We start from the raw sequence: 21,655 nt of genomic DNA, 5'->3' as shown, positions 1-21,655 counted from the left end.
AGGATCCACCATGACCGACGACGCCGAACTGCGGCACCGGATCACAGAGCTCGTCGAGGAGGAGCACCGGCTCGAGCGCTCCCACATCGGGAAGCCCCTCAGCGACGACGAGAAGGCCCGGCTGGACCGCATCGGCGTCGACCTGGACCGGTGCTGGGACCTGCTGCGCCAGCGCGACGCCCGCCGCGCGGCCGGCCAGGACCCCGACGAGGCGCAGACGCGCGACGCCTCGGTCGTGGAGAACTACCGCCAGTGAGCCCGACGCGCTCGATCCGCGCGGTGAGCCGGGAGGCGCTCGCGGAGCACCTGGTCGAGCGGACCGACGCGCTGCCGGGGCGGGTCCGCGTCGCGATCGACGGCCCGCCGCCGACGGCGACGGCCGAGCTCGCCGAGGCGGTGGCCGAGGGGCTGCGGCTGCGCGGCCGGGAGACGGTGGTCGTGCGGGCCGGGGACTTCCTGCGGCCCGCCTCGCTCCGGCTCGAGTACGGCCACCACGACGAGGACATGTACCTCGACGGCTGGCTCGACGAGGGCGCGCTGCGCCGCGAGGTCCTCGACCCGGCCGGCCCGGACGGGGCGGGGCGCGTGCTGCCCCGGCTCTGGGACGCCGGGCGCGACCGCGCCTACCGCGAGGACTACCGCGAGCTCGGCCCGGCCGGGGTGGTGCTGGTGTCCGGCGCCCTGCTGCTGGGCCGCGGGCTGCCGTTCGAGCTCGTGGCGCACCTGCACATGGGCCGCGCCGCGCTCGCCCGCCGCACCCCGCCCGAGGAGCGCTGGACCCTGCCCGTGTTCGAGCGGTACTCCCGGGAACGGGACCCCTCCGGGTCGGCCGACGTGCTGGTGATGGCCGACCACCCCGAGCGGCCCGCCATGCGGGAGTGAGCGCGCCATGATCGACCGGTCGTCGCAGGGAGCGGGCGGCTCACCGACCCGAGAACGGACGAAGGCCCGCCGGCGACCGGCGGACCTTCGGGTGATGGTGGGCGAGGAGGGAGTTGAACCCTCACGTCCTTTCGGACACACGGACCTGAACCGTGCGCGTCTGCCATTCCGCCACTCGCCCGAGCGACTGGGAAAAGCTAGCACGGGCCCCGGAGCCCCCGTGCGAGGGGGGTCCCTACGCGATCGTCACCCGTCGATCCGGCGCGCGCGGGCGGACGGTCACCGCACCACCGGGTCGGGTGTCACCGGACGTGGGCCTACCACGGATACGATCGGGTAAGCCGGTAACACGCCGAGCGGACGAAAGGAAGATCGAGTGGGCCGTGTCGATCGCTTCGAACGCCGCCTCCAGGGGATGGTGGACGACGCCTTCGCGCGGGTCTTCGGAGGCAGCGTCGTTCCCCAGGAGGTCGCCCAGGCGCTGCTCAGGGAAGCCGAGGACCATCTCCGGCAGCTCGCGGGGGGTCGGGTGCTCGCACCCAACTGCTACACCGTGCAGCTCAGCCCCGCAGATCTGGACCGCATGGCGGGCGACACCGCGGGGGTCGTGGACTCGCTCTCCGCACACGTCGCCGCACAACTCGCCGACCAGGGATGGGACACCTACGGCGAGGTCGTAGTCTTCCTGGAGCGCTCCGAGGCGCTGCACACGGGACAGTTCCGCACCCGCTCGGCCGTGGACCCCGACGCTTCCCGTCGGTCCGCCGGACGAGCACGCAACGCAGGAGAAGCACCCATGAGCCAGCAACCGGGCCACCCCGAGGAGAACGGGCAGTACGGCTACGACCGTGGCGCCCCGTACGGCCAGCAGACCTACGCCCCGCCGCAGGACCAGCAGGGTCAGCAGGGTCAGCAGGGTCAGCAGGGCTACGGCCAGCAGGGCCAGCAGGGTTACGCCCAGCAGGGCGGGTACGACCAGCAGGGCTACGGCCAGCAGGGCGGCTACCCGCAGCAGGGCTACGACCAGGGCTACGGCCAGCAGCAGGGCTACGGCCAGCAGCAGGGCGGGTACGGCGACCAGCAGGGCTACGGCCAGCAGGGTTACGGCCAGCCCCAGTACGGCGGCCAGCAGGGCTACGACCAGGGCTACGACGGCGGCCAGCAGTACGGCGGCCAGCAGGCCTACGCCCAGCCCGGCTACGGCCAGCCCCAGTACGGCGGCCAGCAGGGCTACGCGCAGCCCGGGTACGACGGCTACGGCCAGCAGTACGACCAGGGTTACGACGGCGGCTACGACCAGCAGCAGGGCTACGGCCAGCAGCAGGGCTGGGGCGGGCAGCCGGGCTACGGCCAGCAGCTGCAGGCCACGCTGACCCTCGACGACGGCTCCGGCCGCAGCTACCCGCTGACCGAGGGCACGCACGTCATCGGCCGCGGGCAGGACTCGAACTTCCGGCTCCCGGACACCGGCGTGTCGCGCCGGCACCTGGAGATCAGCTGGGACGGCCACGCCGCCACGCTGTCGGACCTCGGCTCCACGAACGGCACCACGGTGAACGGCAACCCGGTGCAGCAGTGGCAGCTCACGGACGGCGACGTGATCCGGGTCGGGCACTCCAGCCTGGTCTTCCGCACCCAGGGCTGAACCGACCCGCGGTCCGGGCGGGAGGTCGCGCGGGCGGGGCCGGTACGCTGCACCGTCCCTGCTTCGTCCCCTGCCCACCTCACGAGATCGGAGTGCCCGGCGAGTGCCCGAATTGGTGCTGCAGCTGACCAGAGCGGGTTTCCTCGCCCTGCTCTGGCTGTTCGTGCTGGTCGCGCTGCGCGTGGTGCGATCCGACCTCTACGCGGCGTCCGGCCTGCGGGCGATCATGCCCGGCGGCGGCCGGGTGACCGCCAAGGCGGGGCGCAGCCGCACGGCGCGGCAGCTGCTGGTCACCCAGGGGCCGCTGGCGGGCACGCGGATCACGCTCGACTCGCGGCCGATCCTGGTCGGCCGCGCGGACGACTCGACCCTCAAGCTCGACGACGACTACGCCTCCACCCGGCACGCGCGGATCAGCCAGCAGGGCGAGGAGTGGTACGTCGAGGACCTCGGGTCGACGAACGGGACCTACCTGGACCGGGCTAAGGTCACCGGACCCACCCGGGTGCCCCTCGGGGTCCCTGTCCGTATCGGCAAGACGGTGATCGAGCTGCGCTCATGACGCTGGTCCTGCGCTACTCCGCCCGCAGCGATCGCGGGCTCGTCCGGCAGAACAACCAGGACGCGGTCTACGCCGGGCCGCGGCTGCTGGCACTGGCGGACGGGATGGGCGGGCACGCCGCCGGCGAGGTGGCGTCGTCCCTGGTCATCTCCGCGCTGGCCCCGCTCGACGAGGACCAGCCCGGCGACGACCTGCTGGCCGAGCTGCGCGAGGCCACCTTCGAGGGCAACGCGGCGATCACCCGGCACGTCGCGGAGTCTCCCGACCTCGAGGGCATGGGCACCACGCTGACCGCGATCCTCTTCGCGGGCACCCGGCTCGGCCTGGTGCACGTCGGCGACTCGCGCTGCTACCAGCTCCGGGACGGGTCCTTCACCCAGATCACGAAGGACGACACGTTCGTCCAGTCGCTGATCGACGAGGGCCGGATCACCGAGGACGAGGCGCACACCCACCCGCAGCGCTCGCTGCTGCTGCGGGCGATCACCGGGGCCGAGGTCGAGCCCTCGCTCACGATCCGCGAGGCCCGCGCCGGGGACCGCTACCTGCTCTGCTCGGACGGGCTGTCCGGCCCGGTGAGCGACGAGACGCTGGCCGAGACGCTGCGCCAGTACCAGGACCCGCGCGAGTGCGCCGACCGGCTCATCGAGCTGGCCCTGCGCGGCGGCGGGCCGGACAACATCACCTGCATCGTCGCCGACGTCCTCGACGTCGACTACGGCGACGACGCCCCGATCATCGGCGGCGCGGCCGGCGACGGTAGCGATGACGGGATCATCGGCGCCGACACGGCCGCGTCCCGGGCCTCCGCGACCACGCTCCCCCGGGCCCTGCCGCGCCGCGTCGAGCCCGCGGCCGCGTCCCGCCCGGACCGCCCGCACCGCCGGACCGCGGTGCGCGTGGGCATCGCCGTGGCCGGGCTGCTCGTGCTCCTCGCGGTGGGCGGCTGGCTGGCGCGCAGCTGGGTGATGCAGCAGTACTACGTCGGGACCGAGGCCCAACAGGTCGTGATCTACCAGGGGGTGCGCGGGAGCGTGCTGGGCGTGCCGTTGCAGACCGTGGCCGAGCGGACGGACATCACGCTGTCCGACCTGCCCGAGGACGCGCGCAACACGGTCGCCGCGGGCATCCCCGCCTCCAACGGCCTCGACGGCGCCCGCGGCACCGTCACCCGGCTGCACCAGCGGATGCTGCCGGTCTGCCCCACCGAACAGCCCGCCACCGCGACCCCGCCCGCGCCCGCCGGCGCCGGGCAGCCCGACCCGAACGCCCCGCCGGACCCGAACGCGCCGCCCACGGACACCACTCCGCTGCCGACCGTCACCCCCGAGCCGGGCTTGACCTGCCGGCCGGCGAGCTGATGGCGGCCCCGGGACTCAGTGCGGCCCGGCCGGGCGGGGCGAACGGTCGGGAGGGCGCTCCCGCGCTGCCCACCGGACGCACCATCGAGCTGTTGCTGCTGGTGTTCGCCGCCGTCATCGTGACCGGCGCGTTGGTGCTGGTGGAGGCCAACCAGGAGCAGGAGCTCACGCCGACGCTGCTCTACGTGGGCCTGGCGTACCTGGTGGTGCTCACGCTCGCGCACCTCGCGGTGCGGAAGTTCGCGCCGTACGCGGACCCGCTGATCCTGCCCTCGGTCGCGCTGCTCAACGGGCTGGGCCTGGTGATGATCCACCGGCTCGACCTGGCCGACCAGGACCGCGCGGCGCTGCTCGGCCAGCCCGTGCCGGACTCGCTGGTGTTCAAGCAGATCCTGTGGACGGCCGTCGGGCTGGCGCTGTTCATCGCGGTGCTGTGGCTCGTGAAGGACCACCGCACGCTGGCGCGCTACGGCTTCACCTGCGGCCTCGTCGGCCTTGTCCTGCTCGCCCTGCCCGGTCTGCTGCCGTCGTCGATCTCCGAGGTCAACGGGGCCAAGCTGTGGATCCGGGTCGGCGGCGCCGGCATCCAGCCCGGTGAGTTCGCCAAGATCCTGCTGATCATCTTCTTCGCCGCGTTCCTGGTGCAGAAGCGGGACCTGTTCTCCACGGCCGGGCGCCGGTTCCTCGGCATGGAGCTGCCCCGCGCCCGCGACCTCGCGCCGCTGCTGGTGGCGTGGGGGCTGTCGGTCGGCGTGCTCGTCGTCGAGCGCGACCTCGGCTCCTCGCTGCTGTTCTTCGGGATCCTGCTGGTCCTGCTCTACGCGGCGACCGAGCGCGTGTCCTGGATGCTCATCGGCATCGGGTTCTTCGTGGTCGGCGCGCTGATCGCGTACCAGCTGTTCGGGCACGTGCAGGTCCGCGTGCAGGTCTGGCTCGACCCGTTCTCGGACTACGACAACCGCGGCTACCAGATCGCGCAGGCGCTGTTCGGGCTCGGCACCGGCGGCGTCGGCGGCACCGGCCTGGGCGCGGGTCGCCCGGACCTGGTGCCCTTCGCCGAGAGCGACTTCATCTTCTCCTCGCTCGGCGAGGAGCTGGGGCTGATCGGGCTGGCGTCGATCCTCGTGGTCTACCTGGTGCTGATCACCCGCGGCCTGCGCAGCGCCCTCGCGGTGCGGGACAGCTTCGGCAAGCTGCTGGCCACGGGCCTGTCCTTCGCGGTCGCGCTGCAGATCTTCGTGGTCATCGGCGGCGTCACCAAGCTGATCCCGCTGACCGGCCTGACCCTGCCGTTCCTGTCCTACGGCGGGTCGTCGCTCGTCGCGAACTACGCTCTCGTCGCGATGCTCCTGCGGATCTCGAACGCGGCGCGGGCCCCGCTCACGCGCCGCCCCGCCGCCCCGGCCGTCCCGATCGCCGACGCCGGCACCGAGCTGGTCGAGCGGCCCGCGGTCGGTCCCTTCACGGGACCGGTCCCCGGCCCGACGGGGGGCCGCCAGTGAACACCCCGATCCGCCGGATCGCCATCGCCGTGATGGCGCTGATCCTGCTGCTGCTCGGCAACCTGACCTACGTGCAGGTCGTGAAGGCCGGCGACTACCGGGACGACCCGCGCAACCAGCGCGTCCTGCTCGCCGAGTACGCCCGCAAGCGCGGCCAGATCTCCGCCGACGGGCAGGTGCTCGCGCAGAGCGTCGAGACGGACGACCGGCTCAAGTACCAGCGCCAGTACACGGACGGGCCGGCCTACTCGCCGCTGACCGGCTACTACTCGGTGATCTACAGCTCCAGCGGTCTCGAGCGCTACGCCGACCCGGTGCTCAACGGCAGCGACGACCGGCTGTTCGCCCGCCGGCTCTCCGACCTGATCACCGGGCGGGACCCGGCGGGCGGCAACGTCGTGCTCACGGTCAAGCCGTCCGTGCAGGAGCGGGCGTACGAGGAGATGGCCGAGAAGGGCTACGAGGGCGCGGTCGTGGCCCTGCAGCCGAAGACGGGCGAGATCCTGGCGATGGTGTCCACGCCCGCGTTCGACCCGAACCCGCTGGCCAGCCACAACTCGGCGACCCAGCAGCAGGCGTGGAAGGCCGACAACGCCGCGGACCCGGCGACCCTGCCGAACCGCGCGATCGACCAGACCTTCCCGCCCGGCTCGACGTTCAAGCTCGTCGACGTCGCGGCCGCGCTGCAGAACGGCTACACGCCGGACAGCCAGCTCACCGCGGCGCCGAACATCAAGCTGACCAACACGAACACCACGCTGGAGAACTACGCCGGCACGCAGTGCGGCACGGGCCAGACGGCGTCGCTGCGCGAGGCGCTCGCCCGCTCCTGCAACACGGCGTTCGCGCAGCTCGGCGGCGAGCTCGGCGCGGACAAGCTACGTGCCCAGGCGGACGCGTTCGGCATCGGCCGCTCCGACCTGTCCATCCCGATGCCGGTCACGGCCTCGGGCGTCGGCGACCTGCCGGACACCGCCGCGGTGCAGCAGTCCTCGATCGGGCAGCGGGACGTGCGGCTGACCCCGCTGCAGAACGCGATGATCGTCGCCTCGATCGCCAACGGCGGGCAGACCATGGCCCCGCACCTGATCAAGGAGGTGCAGGGCCCGGACCTCGACGTCATCGACACCACCGAGCCGGACCGGCTCGGCCGCTCGATGCCGGCCGGCGTCGCCGCCACGCTCACCGACATGATGATCGGCTCGGAGGCCCGCACCTCCGGCGGCGGCAAGATCACCGGCGTCCAGATCGCCTCGAAGACCGGCACCGCGGAGCACGGCACCGACCCGAAGAACACGCCGCCGCACGCCTGGTACGTCGCGTTCGCCCCGGCCAACGACCCGCAGGTCGCGGTGGCCGTGCTCGTCGAGAACGGCGGCGACCGGGCCCTCGAGGCCACGGGTGGCTCCGTCGCCGCCCCGATCGGGCGCGCCGTGATCGCGGAGGCGTTGCGGGGCGGCCAGTGACGGCCGCGGGCGGCCCGCTCCCCGTCCCCGGCAGCCTCGCCGCGGGCCGGCTGATCGCCGACCGCTACAAGCTGGAGCGGCGGATCGCCGTCGGCGGCATGGGCGAGGTCTGGGAGGCGCTCGACGAGCGGCTCGGCCGCAACGTGGCCGTCAAGGTGCTGCGCGGCGAGCTCTCGGACGACGACGAGTTCCTCCACCGCTTCCGCATCGAGGCCCGCACGGTGGCCTCGCTCAACCACTCCGGCGTCGCGGCCATCCACGACTACGGCGAGGACGAGGTCACCGAGGACGGCCGGCGCACGGCCTACCTGGTGATGGAGCTGGTCCGCGGCGAGCCGCTGTCCGCCGTGATCGCGCGCGGGCCGATGGAACCGGCCGAGACGCTGCGGATCATGGAGCAGGCGGCGCACTCGCTCTACGCGGCCCACGAGCGCGGGTTCGTGCACCGGGACGTCAAGCCGGGGAACATCCTCATCCGCGTCGACGGCACCGTGAAGCTCACGGACTTCGGCATCGCCAAGGCGGCCAACGCCGTCCCGGTCACCCGCACCGGCATGGTGATGGGCACCGCCCACTACATCGCGCCCGAGCAGGCCAGCGGCGGCGAGGCCGGGCCGGAGGGCGACGTCTACTCGCTCGGCATCGTCGGCTACGAGTGCCTGGCGGGCCACCGGCCGTTCCGCGCGGACAACGCCGTGGCCGTCGCGATGATGCAGGTCCGCGACGAGCCGCCACCGCTGCCGGAGTCCGTCCCGTGGCGGGTCCGGCAGCTCATCGAGACGATCCTGGTCAAGGACCCGGACCGGCGCTACGCCGACGGCGCCGAGCTGGCCGCCGCGGTGGCCGCCGTCCGCCGGGACGAGGCGCTGCCCACCCCTGCGCGGATGACCGCGCAGGGCCTGCGGCTGCCGTCGGCCGGGGCGGACGGCGCCGAGGCGGGCACCGACATCCCCACGAGCCACCGTCGCCGCGGCAAGCGGGAGCGGCGGGCGGCGCGCGGGCGGGACCGGAGCCGCGCCGGGGCGTCGTCCCCCGCCGCGGGGACGTCGTACGGCGAGGTGTCCTCGGACGGGGTGTCGTCGTCGGGCGGGCTGTCCGCCGCGAGCCCGCCGGCGGGTTCCTCGGCGGGTTCCTCGGCGGCAGGGCTGTCGTCCGCGCCGTCCCTGCCGCCCGTGTCCCCGACCTCCTCGCCCTCCGCGGGCACGCGCCGGGGGACGGGGCAGGCCGGGTCGGCGGAGCGTGACGGATCGGGCCCCGGCCGCGAGCGGTCCCGCCGCTCACCGGACCGGACCAGCGCCGACCGGAACACGTCCGACCGGAGCACTCCGGACCGGAGCTCCCCGGACCGCAGCACCTCGGTCCGGGCGGCCGCGGACGGGCGTCCCGGCCCGGGCGCCGCCGCGGCGGGGCCGCAGGCGCTGCGCTCGCCCGTCCGGGGCACCACACCCGCCCGGCCCTCGCCGATCCCCACCGGCACCGACGGCGCGGCACGCACCGCCACGCCCACCCCGACGCCTACCCCCGGGGGCACCGCGCGCCCGGCGACCGGCCCGGCGACCCCCGGAGCCGCCTCGCGCACGCCCCCGCCGCGCCCCCCGGTCGCGCCCGCGCCACCCACCGAGCCGCTCAAGCTCGTCGCCCGGCAGCAGTCGCAGCGCTCCGGCACCGTGCTGCTCGTGGCCTTCGTGCTGCTGATCGTCGCGGCCGTCGTCGTGGCGGCCCTCACGGTCCCGAAGCTGTTCGCCGATGCCGCGGCACCGCCCACCGGGCTCACACCGAACGGGACGCACGGGGACACCTCGACAGGTAGCGTGTCGGGCCAGGTGGCCGTCCTCGCCCGTCCGGCGGCACCGGCCGGGCCCGTGGGGTCCGCGGCCGCCCCGACCCGCACGGAGGAGGTCCGGTGAGCCCTCGCAGTCGCCGGGTCGGCGCACGCCCGGGGTGGCCGGGGACCGCCTCGTCACCCGGGCCGGGCATGATGAGTCCCGCCCCCGACCCCCTCAGGAACCGGACCCGATGACGACCCCCAAGCTGCTCTCCGAGCGCTACCAGCTGGGCGACACGCTCGGCTACGGCGGCATGTCCGAGGTCCATCGCGGGATGGACACGCGACTGAGCCGGGACGTCGCCATCAAGGTGCTGCGCGCCGACCTGGCGCGCGACCCCCAGTTCCAGCTGCGGTTCCGCCGCGAGGCGCAGAACGCCGCCGCCCTCAACCACCCCGCGATCGTCGCGGTCTACGACACCGGCGAGACGCAGAGCGAGTTCGGCCCGCTCCCGTACATCGTCATGGAGTTCGTCGACGGGCAGACGCTGCGGGAGATCGTCAAGACCACCGGCCCGCTGTCCCAGCAACGGGTCATCGAGGTCATGGCGGACGTCTGCGCCGCCCTCGACTTCAGCCACCGGCACAACATCATCCACCGGGACGTCAAGCCCGCGAACATCATGATCACCCGCAACGGCGCGGTGAAGGTGATGGACTTCGGCATCGCCCGCGCGCTGGGCGAGGGCCAGAACGTCACGCAGACCGCGGCCGTCATCGGCACCGCGCAGTACCTCTCCCCGGAGCAGGCGCGCGGCGAGCAGGTCGACGCGCGGTCGGACGTCTACGCCGCCGGCTGTGTGCTGTTCGAGCTGCTCACGGGCGAGCCGCCGTTCACCGGCGACACGCCGGTCGCGGTCGCCTACCAGCACGTGCGGGAGGACCCGCGGCGCCCGTCGGACGTCAACCCGCAGATCCCGCCGTCGCTCGACGCCGTGGTGCTCAAGGCGCTGTCGAAGAACCCGGCCAACCGCTACCAGTCGGCCGCCGAGATGCGCGCGGACCTCATCCGGGTGCGCAACGGCCAGCAGCCGCTGGCACCGATGGTGATGAGCGAGGACGAGCGGACCGCACTGCTCGCCGAGCACACCGCCGCCACCCGGCGGATCTCCGGCGGCGGCCGGCACGCCCCGCCGCCCCCGCAGTCCTGGGAGGACGAGGAGCCCCCGCGGCGCACCGGGCGCACGGTGGCGATCGTCGTCGCGGTGATCGCCGCGCTCGGCCTGATCGGCTTCTTCGCCTACCAGGTGCTGGGCGGGCCGGCACAGCCCGACCAGGTCGCCGTGCCCAACGTCGTCGGCCAGGATCCCGACGCGGCGCGCACCGCCGTCGTCAACGCAGGGCTGCTCGTGGACCTGAAGCAGGAGCCGTCGGACGTGGCGCAGACCAACAAGGTCACGCGCACGGACCCGGGGTCCAACGTGCAGGTCGCCGAGCGCAGCCGCGTCACGATCTACGTGGGCACCGGGCCCGCGTCGGCCACCGTGCCGGCGCTGACCGGCAAGACCGCGGACGAGGCCGCCTCCCTGCTCGAGCAGCGGGGCCTCAAGCTGGGCGAGCAGAACACGCAGGAGACCTCGGACTCCAGCCTCGTCGGCAAGATCATCTCGTCGACGCCGGCGGCCGGGGTGGACGCGCCGGGCGGCAGCGCGGTGGCCGTCGTGGTCGGCACGAAGCAGACCACCGTCGCGGTGCCGGACGTCACCGGCCAGAGCGAGGACCAGGCCAAGTCGACCCTGGCGAACTCCGGGTTCACCTCCGTGCAGACGCAGAACGTCGACGGCGGCGGCCAGGAGGGCACCGTGGTCGGCACCAACCCGGCGGCCGGGACCCGGGTCGCGCCGGGCACCACCATCACGCTGCAGATCTCGCGCGGCAACCAGGTGCAGATGCCCAACGTCGTCGGCCAGTCCGTGAACGACGCGGTCGACCAGCTGCGCTCGGCCGGCATCCGGAACTACCAGCTGCAGGCCACGCAGGTGAACGACTCGTCGCAGAACAACCGGGTGGTCCAGACCGACCCGTCGGCCGGGCGGTCCGTCGACCCGGACGAGACGGTGACGCTGGTCGTCGGCCAGTCGTCCAACAGCGGCGGCGGGTTCTTCGGAGGCGGGAACTGATGCGCGTCCTGGTCGTCGACAACTACGACAGCTTCGTCTACAACCTCGTCCAGTACCTGGCACAGCTCGGCGTGGAGCCGGTCGTCCTGCGCAACGACGAGCTGTCCGCCGGGCTCGACGAGCTCGGCGAGGTGGGCGCGGTGCTCGTCAGCCCCGGCCCCGGCACCCCCGAGGAGGCCGGCCGGAGCATCGACGTCATCAAGGCCGCCGGGGACCGCAACCTCCCGCTGCTCGGGGTGTGCCTCGGCCACCAGGCGATCGGTGTGGCCTGGGGCGGCGTGGTGGAGCGGGCGCCGGAGCTGCTGCACGGCAAGACCTCGCAGGTCTTCCACGACGGCGTCGGCGTGCTGCGCGGGCTGCCCGAGCCCTTCACCGCCACCCGGTACCACTCGCTGTCGATCCGGCCGGACACGCTGCCGGTCGAGCTCGAGGTCACCGGGCGCACCGAGTCCGGCCTGATCATGGCGGTGCGGCACAAGGACCTGCCGATCGAGGGCGTCCAGTTCCACCCGGAGTCCGTGCTCACCGAGGGCGGGCACCGGATGCTGGCCAACTGGCTCGCCGGCGCCGGCTTCGAGGTGCCGGAGGAGCTCGTCCGCCGGCTCGGCGACGAGGTCGCCGCCCTCACCGCCCAGGTCTGACCACCCGGCTCCGCGGGCCCTGCCCGATCCGGGGTGTTCGTGCTGATCGCGGGGCTCTCGCCCGGCCCGCGGCGCCCACGTGTCCGATACGGTGGTCGCGAGCGGTGCGCGCGACCCGCGTGCACCACCCCGCACCACCGCAGAAAGCTCCACGAGGTCCCCGATGCCGAAGTCCAAGGTCCGCAAGAAGGCCGTCTACACGCCGCCGGCGAACGACCGGAAGCCGGTGAAGATCAAGGGCCCCACCCATCCCGCGTATGTCGCCATCATGCTGGGCGTCGGGCTGCTCGGGCTGGCCTGGCTGATCACCGACTACCTGGCCCGGGACGCGATCCCCTTCATGCAGGCGCTGGGCGGCGCGAACTTCCTCGTCGGCTTCGGATTGATCGTCGTCGCGCTCCTCATGTCGATGCGCTGGCGCTAGTCGATCAAGTAGTCACGCTGCGTGATCCTGGCCATATGCCGTAGCGCAAGGCGCTGACCAGCGAGAACTACACATGTGTGATTCATCCCCACTGTGGACAGGCCCTGTGGACAACTTTCACAGCTACCATGCGTGAACATCAGTGGGCGCCTGCTCCCGGGCTCGTCGTGCTCGCGTGGATCCTCACCGCGGGCGCCCTCGGCTGGCTCGTCGTCCTGCTGCTGGGCGACGCCGACCCGGCCGGGCGGCTGATCGCCGGCGTCGCCGCGCTCGGGCTCGGGTACGCCGCGCTGGTCGGCACGATCGCCCGGCCCCGGCTCGCCCTGCACCGCCACGGCCTCGAGGTGCGCAGTCTCACCCGCACGCGGTCCGTCGACTGGCCCGCGGTGCAGCGGGTGCGCGTGCTGCGGACGCGGCGCTTCGGCCGCGAGACCAGCCTGCTGGAGCTGGACCTGCTGGCCGGCGGCGAGGAACGGCTCGTCGTCCTGGGCCGGCTGGACCTGGGCGCGGATCCCGAGGACGTCGCCGAGGTCGTGCGGCCCTACCTCCCCAGCCGCTCCTGATCACCCTGACGGCCCAGTGATCCTCACCCTCCGCCGAGCGTCGGCGGCCCGGCGTGCCACCTCCGGAGGCTCGCCCCGGCGGCCGCGGGCTTCCTAGGCTCGACCTGCCGACGAGGAAAAGGAGATCGCCATGATCGCCAGGACGCCGATGCGTGGGACCGACGGCTGCTCCACCGGCTGCGGGTGCAGCAAGCCGGAGTGAGTCCGGTGGCCGGGGACCGACGATGCTCCCCGGCCCACCCCGACGCGTCTCAGACGAAGGCGACCGCGGCGGCCCGCCCGGCGATGACGGTCAGCACCGCGACCGTGAGCACCACGAGCGCTCCGGTCTGCAGCAGGGTGCGGTTGCGCACGGGCGGCACGTGCACCAGCGCGGCCGCGGCGGCGGCGCCGAGCACCAGCCCGCCCAGGTGGCCGACCAGCGAGATCCCGGGGATGATCACGCTGAGCACGAGGTTCACCACGACGAGGCCGACGACCTGGCCGGTCGGGACCCGCAGCCGCCGGGCGACCACGAACAGCGCGCCCATCAGCCCGAACACGGCGCCCGAGGCGCCGGCCACGAGCGAACCGGGCGCGGAGAACACCATCACGGCGGCCGCCCCGCCGAGCAGCGCCACCAGGTAGACCGCGAGGAAGCGGACCCGGCCCAGCACGGGCTCGAGCTCCCGCCCGATGATCCACAGCGCCATCATGTTGAACACGAGGTGCAGCGGCCCGTAGTGCAGGAAGCCCGCCGTGAGCGGCCGCCACCAGTCACCGGCGGCCACCAGCCCCGGCACGAGCACCCACTCGCGGAACAGCGGCGCGGCATCGTTGGAGCCGATACTGCGCGCCTGGGCCGCGGTGAGCACGAACAACGCCACGTTCAGCGCCACGAGCACGGGCACCACGACCGGGCGGCCGCGCGGCTCGGCGCCCGCCACCGTCCTTCCCCGCCGGACTCCCCGGCTGCCCTGGTACACGCAGTCGACGCACTGCTGGCCGACCGCGGCGTCGCGCAGGCACTCCGGGCAGGCGGGCCGCCCGCAGCGCGTGCACCGCAGGCCCGTCGGGCGGTCCGGGTGCCGGGCGCACGCCGGCAGCGCGGCCGTCGGGTCCGGCGGTCCGGCGGGGTACGTCACTCGGCTCCTACTCGACGTCGATGTGCTGGATGACGACGTCCGTGAGCGGCCGGTCGGCCCGGTCGGTCGAGGTGGTCGCGATCGCGTCGACGACGGCGCGGGACTCGGCGTCGGCCACCTCGCCGAAGATGGTGTGCCGGCGGTTGAGGTGCGGCGTCGGGCCCACGGTGATGAAGAACTGCGAGCCGTTGGTGCCGGGGCCCGCGTTCGCCATCGCCAGCAGGTACGGGCGGTCGAACTTGAGCTCGGGGTGGAACTCGTCCCCGAACTGGTAGCCGGGGCCGCCGCGGCCGGTGCCGGTCGGGTCGCCGCCCTGGATCATGAAGCCGCTGATCACGCGGTGGAAGACCGAGCCGTCGTAGAACGGCCCGCTGTCGCCGCCGGCGGCGTTCGGCTGCGAGTACTCCTTCTTTCCGGTCGCGAGACCGACGAAGTTCTCCACCGTCTTGGGCGCGTGGTCCGGGAAGAGGATGATCCGGATGTCGCCCTCGGACGTCCGCAGCGTCGCGGTCTGCTTCGAGTTGCCTGGTGCAGTCACGTCGTCCATCGTGCCAGGGTCGGTGGGGCACGCCACCCCGGCACACCACGAGCGGAGGCCCCATGAACGCCCCCAGCATCCCCACCGGCACGCGCGAGGCGCTCGACCGCGCCCGCGACCAGGCGGAGGCCGCCCTGGCCGCGCTGGGCGGGACGGTCGAGGAGCTCGCCCACGAGGTCGCCGGCAAGGTGGAGGAGAACCTGCCGGTGCTGGCCGAGCGGGCCGGCCGGATCGCCGGCCACGCCGAGGCGGTCGCCGGCGCCGCCGCCGCGACGGCCCTCGAGAAGCTCGACGAGGGCGTGCTCACCGCGCGCCGCGAGCTGGCCGCCCGGATCGACCCCGGCACCCCGGCGCCCCGCCGCTGGTGGTGGATCGGCGCGGGTCTGCTGGTCACGGCCCTGTCGATCGCCGGGTGGCTCGTGCTGTCCCGCCGCCCGCAGCCCGTCGAGCAGGTCACCGAGCCGCCGGCCACGAACCCGCCCGGGAACGTCGACCTCGGGGCCGGGTCGCCCGCCGCGGCGGCCCGCAACGGTCACTCCTGAGGGAGCACCTCGGTGAGGAACCCCGCGACCGCGCGCTCGTAGCGCTCGGGATCGGCGTTCCAGGCGGCGGTGTGCTCCACGCCGCCGACCTCGACGTACCGGATCGGCCAGCCCAGGTCGCGCCCCGCCGCGGCGAGCGCGCGGCTGGGCCCGACCGGCACGGCCGTGTCCGCCGTGCTGTGCACGAGGAGCGTCGGCGGGCGGCGCGCGGGCGGGTGCCGCAGCAGGTCGAAGTCGTCGAAGTCGATGCCGATCCGGCGGCGGGTGACCGCCGTCGCGACCGGGATCAGCTGGGGCGGGAGCAGCCGGTTGCGAGCCTGCCGGCGCAATGTCGCCCGCCAGTCGACCAGCGGCGCGTCCCACACCACGGCGTCGACGAGCTCCGCGGCGGGCGAGCGGTCGAGGAAGGCGCCGCCGATCGCGGCCCCCATCGACCAGCCGACGAGCACGATCCGCCGGGCCCCTCGCCCCTCCGCGTACCGGACCGCGGCCTCCAGGTCCTCCCACTCGGTGTCGCCGAGGTGGAAGCGCCCGTCCGGGCTGGGCGGGGCGTCGTCGTCGTTGCGGTAGCTGATCACCAGGGTCGGCAGGCCGAGCCGGTGCAGCACCGGGAGGATCCGCAGCGCCTCGCGCCGCCGGCCGCCGCGGCCGTGCACGGCGACCGCCCAGACGTCCCGTGCGCCCGGGACCTCCCACGCCGGCGCCGGGCCGAGCGGGGTCGCGACCCGGACCTCGGTGAACGCCAGGCCGCGCGCCCCGGGGTCCGGGTCGAACGGCCCGGCGTCGACGACAGCGGGTCCCTCTGGCGGAATCGGACCGGACAGCAGCACCCTGCGCACGCCGTGCCGGTCGTCGGAGAGCACCCGGCCGAGCACCGCGAGGCCCTCCGTCCAGCGCAGGCCCCACACCCCGGGCTGCCGGACGAGCCGGCTGCCGGCCAGCGTCACGACCTCCGCATCGGCGCGCAGCACCCGCTCGGGATAGGCGACGACCCGCGACGGGTCGAGCAGCACGTCGGCGTAGTACCGGCCGACGCCGACCGCGCCGGCACCCACCAGTCCCAGGCCCGTGCCGACGCCGGCGGCGAGCAGTCCGCGAACACCCACGCGTCCGATCATCCCGAGTGGCCCGCGCCCGCGTCGAGGCGCCTCCGGGCGCGTGGGGGGCGAGATGCTCGCATCGTCAAGCACCGCCGCGCCCCCGACGCGGTGAAACGCGTGTGACCTGCGTCTTTGTCTCCACCGCATCGGGTGAAGCAGGGCCGGAGGGCACAACCAGGTAACGACGGCTTCGTTGGCCCCGCAGATCCACACGCGAGTTGACCGATGTTCGACATCCGGTTTCCCCCCGATCGGAAGGACCCCCAGTCATGAGCAGTCTCGCCAGGCGCACGCTCGCCACGACGGCCACCGTCGCCGGTGTCGCCGCCCTCGGCGCCGCCTTCGCGGGCCAGGCGTTCGCCGCCGACCTCCCGTCGCTGCCCGCGGCGCCCGAGCTGCCGACGGAGGCCCCGGCCACCCCGGCCGAGGCCCCGGCGCTGGAGGCCCCGGCCGCCCCGGCCGCCCCCGAGCTGCCGACGGACTTCGAGTCCTTCTCGGTGCCGGGCGTCGCGAACCTCGAGAGCCCGAACGTGTCGTTCGAGAGCGCCGGCAACAGCTCCACCGCGGGCGACATCCCGGCGGCCTCGCACGAGGCGGCGCACGAGGCCCCGGCCCTGCCGGCGCTCCCGGACGTCGTCGCGAGCCACCTGCCGACCACGGGCGGCGAGCTCGCCACCCCGCAGGCGACGCTGCCGCTGGCCGGCCCGGAGCTCCCGGCCGCGCCGGAGCTGCCGGCCCTGCCGTCGACCGCGGACCAGGACCTGGACACGCAGGACGCCGCGCTGCCCACCAGTGACCTGGCGGCCCCGAACGTCGCCCAGCAGATCGCTTCCCTCGCGGGCTGAGCGTCCGCTCCCCACGGTGCCCGGAACCCCCGAACCGGGCGCACCCATTCCGACGCGCCGGCAGGCCCCTCCCCAGGGCCGCCGGCGCGTCGGCTTTCGTCGTGCGGACCGGGCCGGCTAGCGGACGACGCGGCCGTGGATCAGCCCGGTGAGCAGCGGCGCCAGCGCGACCCGCTCTCCGGAAACGCGCACCCACCGGGGCCCGCCGTACGGGTCCTGCTCCTCGACCTCGACGACCACGCCCGGCCGCAGCCCGCGCTCGCCGAGGTAGCGCAGGGCGTCGCTGCGCCGGTCCGACACCCGCTCGATCTCGAAGCGGCACCCCTCCGGCGCGACGGCGAGGGGCTGGCCCCAGCTCTCGTCGTGCCGGCCGGCCGCGCCCGGGATCGGATCGCCGTGCGGGTCGTGCGTGGGGTGGCCCAGGGCCGCGTCGATCCGGGCCTCCAGCCGGTCGCTCAGCGCGTGCTCGAGCTGCTCGGCCTCCTCGTGCACCTCGTCCCAGGGCATCTCGAGCGCCCGGACCAGGAAGGTCTCCAGCAGCCGGTGCCGCCGGACGACCCGCAGCGCGGCCCGCTCGCCGGCCGCGGTGAGGGTGAGCGTGCGGCCGCGCCGGACCAGCTCGCCGTCGGCCAGCCGCTTGACCATGGCCGACACCGACGGCGACGACACCTGCAGCTCCTTGGCGAGCGCGCCGGTGGTGACGGCCTCCCCGCGGGTGGACAGCAGGAAGATCGTCTTGAGGTAGTCCTCGACGGCGGGTGTCATGGTCCCCACGCGACGATGTTAGCCGCGCCTGACCTCGCCCGGAGCGCACGTTCGGGCCCATCCGACGGAGCCTCCGGTCGGACCGGTCAGGACACGGTCCGGTCGGCCTCGATGCGTTGTCGCGCCGCGTCGGTCCGGCCCGTGACCGGGACGCGGCTCGTCGCCTTCGCCAACCCCATCTCGGGCGTGCCGACGTAGACGCTCTCGGCCTGCGCCACGCGGTACGTCTCGTGCCACACGCCGACCACGCCCGGCGCCTTCCGGGCCCGCCGCTTGAACGCGGCCCACGCCGGCCGGTGCGTCGCGGTGCGGTCGCTCGCGTAGGCGTAGAGCTTGTCCACCGAGCTCCAGTACTGGACCACGGTCGGTCCGCCGGCGCCGAGCAGCCCCCGGAACCCCAGCAGTCCCGAGTCCGGGTCCTTCGAGAGCTCCCGCAGCATCGGGCCCATGGCCAGCAGCGTCGGGAGCCACTGGTCGACCCGCCACCAGCGGTTGATCGTCATGCCGATGAGGAAGACCACCAACTCGCCCTCGTGGTCGTGGGTCGTCCGCCGGCCGTCCGTCCGCGCCATCCCGCACCTCCTCAGATAGCAGATAGCGTCGCTCTCCAATAATGGAGAGTGTCAGTATCCGTATTAAGTGACGTGAGCCGGCTCGCGCCGGAGTGCCGGCACGTGATTGGTTGACACCGTGCGCTCCGAGCTGACGGGCCCGCGCCTGGGGCGGCGAACCGGGTGATCGAGGTACGACTCCTCGGCCCGGTCTCGGTCGTGGTCGACGGAAGCGAGCGCGACGTGGGCCGGAGCAGCGAGCGGGCCCTGCTGGCCTTGCTGGCGCTGCGGGCCGGCACCGTCGTGTCGACCGCCCGGCTGGTCGACGACCTGTGGGGCGAGCAACTCCCGGACGACCCGGGCAACGCGCTGCAGACCAGGGTCTCGAAGCTGCGCCGCGCGCTCGCGGCGGCGGGGGCCGTCGGCGTCGTCGTGACCCGTTCCCCCGGTTACGTGCTCGATCTCGAGCCCGCCCGGGTCGACGCACTGCGGGCGATCGACCTGGTGGAGCTGGCCCGCCGCGCCGAGCCGGACCGGGCGGAGGCGCTGCACACCGAGGCGCTCGGGCTGTGGCGCGGCGAACCCCTCGCGGAGTTCACCGGCGAGGCCTGGGCGGGTCCCGAGCAGGCCCGGCTGGCGGAGCTGCGGCTCACCGCGGTCGAGGAGCGTGCCCGGTTGCGGCTGGCAGCCGGCCGGGACGCCGAGGTCCTCGCCGAGGTGGAGCCGCTGGTGGCCGCTCACCCGCTGCGGGAGCGGCTGCGTGCGCACCAGATGACGGCCCTGTACCGCGCGGGACGGCAGGCCGAGGCGCTGGCGGTGTACGCCGACCTGCGGCGCGCGCTGGACGACGAGCTCGGACTGGACCCCTCGCCCGAGCTGGAGGCGCTGCACGACGCGGTCCTGCGCCGGCACCCGGACCTCGACCCGCCGGCCGTCGCCCGGCCGCGTCCCTACGCGCCGCTCCCCGCGCGGCTGACCGCCGTGCTGGGGCGCGGCGAGGAGCTGGAGCGGGTGGCGCAGCTGTGCCGGGACCGCCGGCTGGTCACGCTGACCGGACCCGGCGGGGCGGGGAAGACGACGCTGGCGACCGAGGCCGCGCGCACCGTGGCCGACCGCTTCCCCGACGGCGTCGTGCTGGTGGAGCTGGCCGGGGTGGAGGACCCGGCCCGGGTCCCGGCCGCGGTGGTCGACGCGCTGCGGCTGGCGGGCGACGCCGCCGTCGATCCGGCGGAGCGGCTGGTCGGTGCGCTGCGCGGCAGCCGCCTGCTGCTCGTGGTCGACAACTGCGAACACGTCGTGGACGCCTGCGCGGGGCTGCTGGAACGCCTGCTGACGGGGTGTCCGTCGGTGCACGTGCTGGCCAGCAGCCGGGAGGCGCTGGCGGTGCCCGGCGAGGTGCAGCTCCCGGTGCGACCGCTGCCGGTGCCGCCGGTCGGCGCGGCCCCGGACGAGCTGGCCGCGAACGACGCGGTCCGGCTCTTCGCCGAGCGGGCGTGGGCGGCCAGTCCGGCCTTCGTCCTGGATGACTCGACGCTCGGGCCGGTCGCCGAGATCTGCCGGCGGCTCGACGGGCTGCCACTGGCGCTCGAGCTCGCCGCGGCCCGGGTCGCCGTGCTGCCCGTGGACCGGATCGCCGAGCGGCTGTCGGACCGCTTCGCGCTGCTCACCGCCGGGCCGCGCACCGCGGCCGCGCGGCACCGGACCCTGCAGGCCACGCTCGACTGGAGCCACACCCTGCTCGACGACGAGGAGCGGGTCCTGTTCCGGCGCCTCGCCGTCTTCCGCGGCAGCTGGACGCTGGAGGAGGCGGAGGCCGCCTGCGCGGGCGACCCGGTCCCGGCGGGCGCGGTGCTCGACGTGCTCGGCCGGCTCGTCGCCCGGTCGCTGGTCGTCGACGCCCACGGCAACGACGGCCGCTTCCGGATGCTGGAGACCGTGCGCGCCTACGCGGCGCGCCGGCTCGACGAGGCCGGCGAGCGGCCCGCGTTCGCCCGTCGGCACGCCGAGGCGGTGCTGGCGGTGGCCGAGGCCGCCGCACCGCTGCTGCGGGGCCGCGACCAGCACACCGCGCTCGCGCGGCTGCGGGCCGAGCGCGACAACGTCGACGCGGCGCTGGCCTGGGCGCTCGACCACGTCGCCGACGCCCCGGACGTCGCCCTGCGGCTGGTGGGGGCGCTCGGCTGGTGGTGGTACTTCGGCCGCCACGACGAGGGCCGGCGGGTCGTCGACGCCGTGCTCGGTGCGGTCGAGGGGGTGGTGGGCGGTGCAGGGACCGGCGGCTCGCCCGCGGCGCGCGCGGTGGCCCACCAGGCGGCATCGCTCGTGTGGCGGCCGGGCGCGTGCGTGGTGCACCCGAGCGCGCGGTGCGCACAGGAGGCGGCGGTGAGCCTGGCCGCCGCCGAGGAGGCGGGCGCGGTCGGGCCCGCGACCTACGCGAGGATCCTGCTGGCCGTCGAAGGCGTGACCGGGACCGACCCGGCCGGCGCCGAGGAGCTGCTGACCGCGGCCGAGCAGGCCCTGCACCGGGCCGGCGACGAGTGGGGACTCGCCCTGACCACCTTCGTCCGCGCCGAGATCGGGTTCCGGACCGGATCCGTCCCGCTCGCCGAGGCCGAGCGGCTCGCCGTCCGGGCGGCGGAGAGCTTCGCGGGCCTCGGTGACCGGTGGGGCCACTCCGCGGTGCTGGGCCACCACGGCACCGCGGTGCGCGTCTCCGGGCGCCCCGCCGAGGCCGTGCCGCTGATCGAGCGGTCGGCCCGGCTCGCCACCGAGCTCGGGCTGCTGCTGACCCTGCAGTGGATGCAGGCCGAGCTGGCCTACTGTGCCCTGCTCCTCGGCGACCGTGACCGCGCCCTGGAGCGGTGCGCGGAGGCCGAGGACACGGCGCGGCGGCTCGGCGCGGGCCCGGGCGCGGAGTTCGCGGCGCTGGTCCGCGGCATCGACGCCCGCCGCCGCGGCGACCTGGCCGGCGCCCGGTCCGTGCTCACCGAGGCCGTCGAGCACCTCGCGGCCGCCGGCATCGGCGGGCTCGCGGCCGCGCTGGCCGTCCAGCTGGGGCACGTGCTCGAGCTGTCCGGCGAGCTCACCGCCGCGGACCGCACCCACCACCGGGCACTCGCGCTCGGTACCGCCTCCTGCGGTCGCTGGCCTCGATCGGGGTGTTCCACGAGGACGACGAGCAGCGGTTCTCGCTGACGGC

The 21,655-nt window shown here is 74.7% G+C and carries 19 protein-coding genes, 1 tRNA gene and 1 pseudogene; 15 read left to right on the top strand and 6 right to left on the bottom strand.

What is annotated here, in order from left to right; translation table 11 throughout:
• Nucleotides 1-10 precede the first annotated feature (10 nt).
• Together AB0B41_RS28365 and AB0B41_RS28360 are read left to right on the top strand one after the other, a co-directional pair.
• The gene (locus AB0B41_RS28365) at nucleotides 11-256 is read left to right on the top strand and encodes a DUF2630 family protein (protein ID WP_358208626.1); all 246 of its coding nucleotides are present in this window, start codon (nucleotides 11-13) and stop codon (nucleotides 254-256) included.
• Nucleotides 253-882, top strand: a complete 630-nt coding sequence (locus AB0B41_RS28360) for a uridine kinase (RefSeq protein WP_358208624.1) — start codon at nucleotides 253-255, stop codon at nucleotides 880-882. Before AB0B41_RS28365 ends, AB0B41_RS28360 begins: the two co-directional genes overlap by 4 nt.
• A gap of 95 nt (nucleotides 883-977) precedes the next feature.
• Here the strand turns inward: AB0B41_RS28360 and AB0B41_RS28355 are convergent.
• Nucleotides 978-1,063, bottom strand: a tRNA-Leu gene (locus AB0B41_RS28355).
• 195 nt (nucleotides 1,064-1,258) lie between these two features.
• On the opposite strand from AB0B41_RS28355, the gene AB0B41_RS28350 reads away from it, so the two are divergent.
• From AB0B41_RS28350 to AB0B41_RS28305, 10 genes and pseudogenes are all read left to right on the top strand, one after another.
• Nucleotides 1,259-2,527 (top strand): DUF3662 and FHA domain-containing protein, encoded by a 1,269-nt coding sequence (locus AB0B41_RS28350; protein WP_358208622.1) that lies wholly within the window; start codon nucleotides 1,259-1,261, stop codon nucleotides 2,525-2,527.
• Nucleotides 2,528-2,630: 103 nt separating this feature from the next.
• A complete protein-coding gene (locus AB0B41_RS28345) occupies nucleotides 2,631-3,089 on the top strand; it encodes an FHA domain-containing protein (RefSeq protein WP_358208620.1) in 459 nt (152 codons plus the stop codon).
• Nucleotides 3,086-4,450, top strand: coding sequence for a PP2C family serine/threonine-protein phosphatase (locus AB0B41_RS28340; RefSeq protein WP_358208618.1), 1,365 nt, complete (start codon nucleotides 3,086-3,088; stop codon nucleotides 4,448-4,450). Before AB0B41_RS28345 ends, AB0B41_RS28340 begins: the two co-directional genes overlap by 4 nt.
• Nucleotides 4,450-5,952, top strand: a complete 1,503-nt coding sequence (locus AB0B41_RS28335) for an FtsW/RodA/SpoVE family cell cycle protein (RefSeq protein ID WP_358208617.1) — start codon at nucleotides 4,450-4,452, stop codon at nucleotides 5,950-5,952. Before AB0B41_RS28340 ends, AB0B41_RS28335 begins: the two co-directional genes overlap by 1 nt.
• Complete coding sequence (locus AB0B41_RS28330) at nucleotides 5,949-7,418, top strand: penicillin-binding protein 2 (protein WP_358208615.1); 1,470 nt, start codon at nucleotides 5,949-5,951, stop codon at nucleotides 7,416-7,418. Before AB0B41_RS28335 ends, AB0B41_RS28330 begins: the two co-directional genes overlap by 4 nt.
• Nucleotides 7,415-8,305, top strand: a pseudogene (locus AB0B41_RS28325) (serine/threonine-protein kinase); the annotation flags it as partial. The gene AB0B41_RS28330 and the pseudogene AB0B41_RS28325, both read left to right, overlap by 4 nt.
• 1,129 nt (nucleotides 8,306-9,434) lie before the next feature.
• Complete coding sequence (pknB, locus tag AB0B41_RS28320; protein WP_358208613.1) at nucleotides 9,435-11,363, top strand: Stk1 family PASTA domain-containing Ser/Thr kinase; 1,929 nt, start codon at nucleotides 9,435-9,437, stop codon at nucleotides 11,361-11,363.
• On the top strand, nucleotides 11,363-12,004 hold the full coding sequence (locus AB0B41_RS28315; RefSeq protein WP_037042166.1) for an aminodeoxychorismate/anthranilate synthase component II: 642 nt from the start codon (nucleotides 11,363-11,365) through the stop codon (nucleotides 12,002-12,004). The genes pknB and AB0B41_RS28315 overlap by 1 nt, the downstream gene beginning before the upstream one ends.
• A gap of 163 nt (nucleotides 12,005-12,167) precedes the next feature.
• Complete coding sequence (crgA, locus tag AB0B41_RS28310) at nucleotides 12,168-12,428, top strand: cell division protein CrgA (RefSeq protein WP_358208611.1); 261 nt, start codon at nucleotides 12,168-12,170, stop codon at nucleotides 12,426-12,428.
• A 128-nt stretch (nucleotides 12,429-12,556) separates the two neighbouring features.
• Nucleotides 12,557-12,991: a PH domain-containing protein gene (locus tag AB0B41_RS28305; RefSeq protein ID WP_358208609.1), complete on the top strand. Its 435-nt coding sequence runs from the start codon at nucleotides 12,557-12,559 to the stop codon at nucleotides 12,989-12,991.
• Between the two features lie 251 nt (nucleotides 12,992-13,242).
• Here the strand turns inward: AB0B41_RS28305 and AB0B41_RS28300 are convergent, their stop codons facing one another.
• On the bottom strand, nucleotides 13,243-14,115 hold the full coding sequence (locus AB0B41_RS28300) for a rhomboid family intramembrane serine protease (protein ID WP_358208607.1): 873 nt from the start codon (nucleotides 14,113-14,115) through the stop codon (nucleotides 13,243-13,245).
• Between the two features lie 7 nt (nucleotides 14,116-14,122).
• On the bottom strand, nucleotides 14,123-14,662 hold the full coding sequence (locus tag AB0B41_RS28295) for a peptidylprolyl isomerase (RefSeq protein ID WP_358208605.1): 540 nt from the start codon (nucleotides 14,660-14,662) through the stop codon (nucleotides 14,123-14,125).
• 53 nt (nucleotides 14,663-14,715) lie between these two features.
• Between AB0B41_RS28295 and AB0B41_RS28290 the strand changes: the two genes are divergently transcribed.
• Nucleotides 14,716-15,195, top strand: coding sequence for a hypothetical protein (locus AB0B41_RS28290; protein WP_358208604.1), 480 nt, complete (start codon nucleotides 14,716-14,718; stop codon nucleotides 15,193-15,195).
• On the opposite strand, the gene AB0B41_RS28285 is transcribed toward AB0B41_RS28290, so the two are convergent.
• Complete coding sequence (locus tag AB0B41_RS28285; RefSeq protein ID WP_358208602.1) at nucleotides 15,186-16,301, bottom strand: prolyl oligopeptidase family serine peptidase; 1,116 nt, start codon at nucleotides 16,299-16,301, stop codon at nucleotides 15,186-15,188. The two genes, AB0B41_RS28290 and AB0B41_RS28285, sit on opposite strands and share 10 nt — an antisense overlap.
• Nucleotides 16,302-16,564: 263 nt before the next feature.
• Here AB0B41_RS28285 and AB0B41_RS28280 point away from each other — a divergent pair, with 263 nt between their 5' ends.
• The gene (locus AB0B41_RS28280; protein ID WP_358208600.1) at nucleotides 16,565-17,140 is read left to right on the top strand and encodes a hypothetical protein; all 576 of its coding nucleotides are present in this window, start codon (nucleotides 16,565-16,567) and stop codon (nucleotides 17,138-17,140) included.
• Nucleotides 17,141-17,257: 117 nt separating this feature from the next.
• Here the strand turns inward: AB0B41_RS28280 and AB0B41_RS28275 are convergent, their stop codons facing one another.
• Together AB0B41_RS28275 and AB0B41_RS28270 are read right to left on the bottom strand one after the other, a co-directional pair.
• Entirely contained in the window at nucleotides 17,258-17,905 is a 648-nt protein-coding gene (locus AB0B41_RS28275) for a metal-dependent transcriptional regulator (protein ID WP_358208658.1), read from the bottom strand.
• Nucleotides 17,906-17,991: 86 nt separating this feature from the next.
• Nucleotides 17,992-18,477 carry a DUF4188 domain-containing protein gene (locus AB0B41_RS28270; RefSeq protein WP_358208598.1) on the bottom strand — a complete coding sequence of 162 codons (486 nt, stop codon included), beginning with the start codon at nucleotides 18,475-18,477 and terminating at the stop codon, nucleotides 17,992-17,994.
• Between the two features lie 162 nt (nucleotides 18,478-18,639).
• Between AB0B41_RS28270 and AB0B41_RS28265 the strand changes: the two genes are divergently transcribed.
• Nucleotides 18,640-21,651, top strand: a complete 3,012-nt coding sequence (locus AB0B41_RS28265) for a BTAD domain-containing putative transcriptional regulator (protein WP_358208596.1) — start codon at nucleotides 18,640-18,642, stop codon at nucleotides 21,649-21,651.
• The last annotated feature ends 4 nt before the right edge of the window (nucleotides 21,652-21,655 follow it).

Source organism: Pseudonocardia sp. NPDC049154 (assembly GCF_040648315.1).
GTDB lineage: Bacteria > Actinomycetota > Actinomycetes > Mycobacteriales > Pseudonocardiaceae > Pseudonocardia.
The sequence above is the reverse complement of the archived record's forward strand: the minus strand, read 5'-3'. Positions and strand labels throughout refer to the sequence as shown.

What these genes read in the sequence shown, in the direction of transcription:
- pknB (WP_358208613.1), top strand. Translation starts at nt 9,435, where the DNA reads ATGACGACCCCCAAGCTGCTCTCCGAGCGCTACCAGCTGGGCGACACG.
- AB0B41_RS28295 (WP_358208605.1), bottom strand. Translation starts at nt 14,662, where the DNA reads ATGGACGACGTGACTGCACCAGGCAACTCGAAGCAGACCGCGACGCTG.
- AB0B41_RS28315 (WP_037042166.1), top strand. Translation starts at nt 11,363, where the DNA reads ATGCGCGTCCTGGTCGTCGACAACTACGACAGCTTCGTCTACAACCTC.
- AB0B41_RS28335 (WP_358208617.1), top strand. Translation starts at nt 4,450, where the DNA reads ATGGCGGCCCCGGGACTCAGTGCGGCCCGGCCGGGCGGGGCGAACGGT.
- AB0B41_RS28305 (WP_358208609.1), top strand. Translation starts at nt 12,557, where the DNA reads ATGCGTGAACATCAGTGGGCGCCTGCTCCCGGGCTCGTCGTGCTCGCG.
- AB0B41_RS28275 (WP_358208658.1), bottom strand. Translation starts at nt 17,905, where the DNA reads ATGACACCCGCCGTCGAGGACTACCTCAAGACGATCTTCCTGCTGTCC.
- AB0B41_RS28290 (WP_358208604.1), top strand. Translation starts at nt 14,716, where the DNA reads ATGAACGCCCCCAGCATCCCCACCGGCACGCGCGAGGCGCTCGACCGC.
- crgA (WP_358208611.1), top strand. Translation starts at nt 12,168, where the DNA reads ATGCCGAAGTCCAAGGTCCGCAAGAAGGCCGTCTACACGCCGCCGGCG.
- AB0B41_RS28280 (WP_358208600.1), top strand. Translation starts at nt 16,565, where the DNA reads ATGAGCAGTCTCGCCAGGCGCACGCTCGCCACGACGGCCACCGTCGCC.
- AB0B41_RS28270 (WP_358208598.1), bottom strand. Translation starts at nt 18,477, where the DNA reads ATGGCGCGGACGGACGGCCGGCGGACGACCCACGACCACGAGGGCGAG.
- AB0B41_RS28365 (WP_358208626.1), top strand. Translation starts at nt 11, where the DNA reads ATGACCGACGACGCCGAACTGCGGCACCGGATCACAGAGCTCGTCGAG.
- AB0B41_RS28340 (WP_358208618.1), top strand. Translation starts at nt 3,086, where the DNA reads ATGACGCTGGTCCTGCGCTACTCCGCCCGCAGCGATCGCGGGCTCGTC.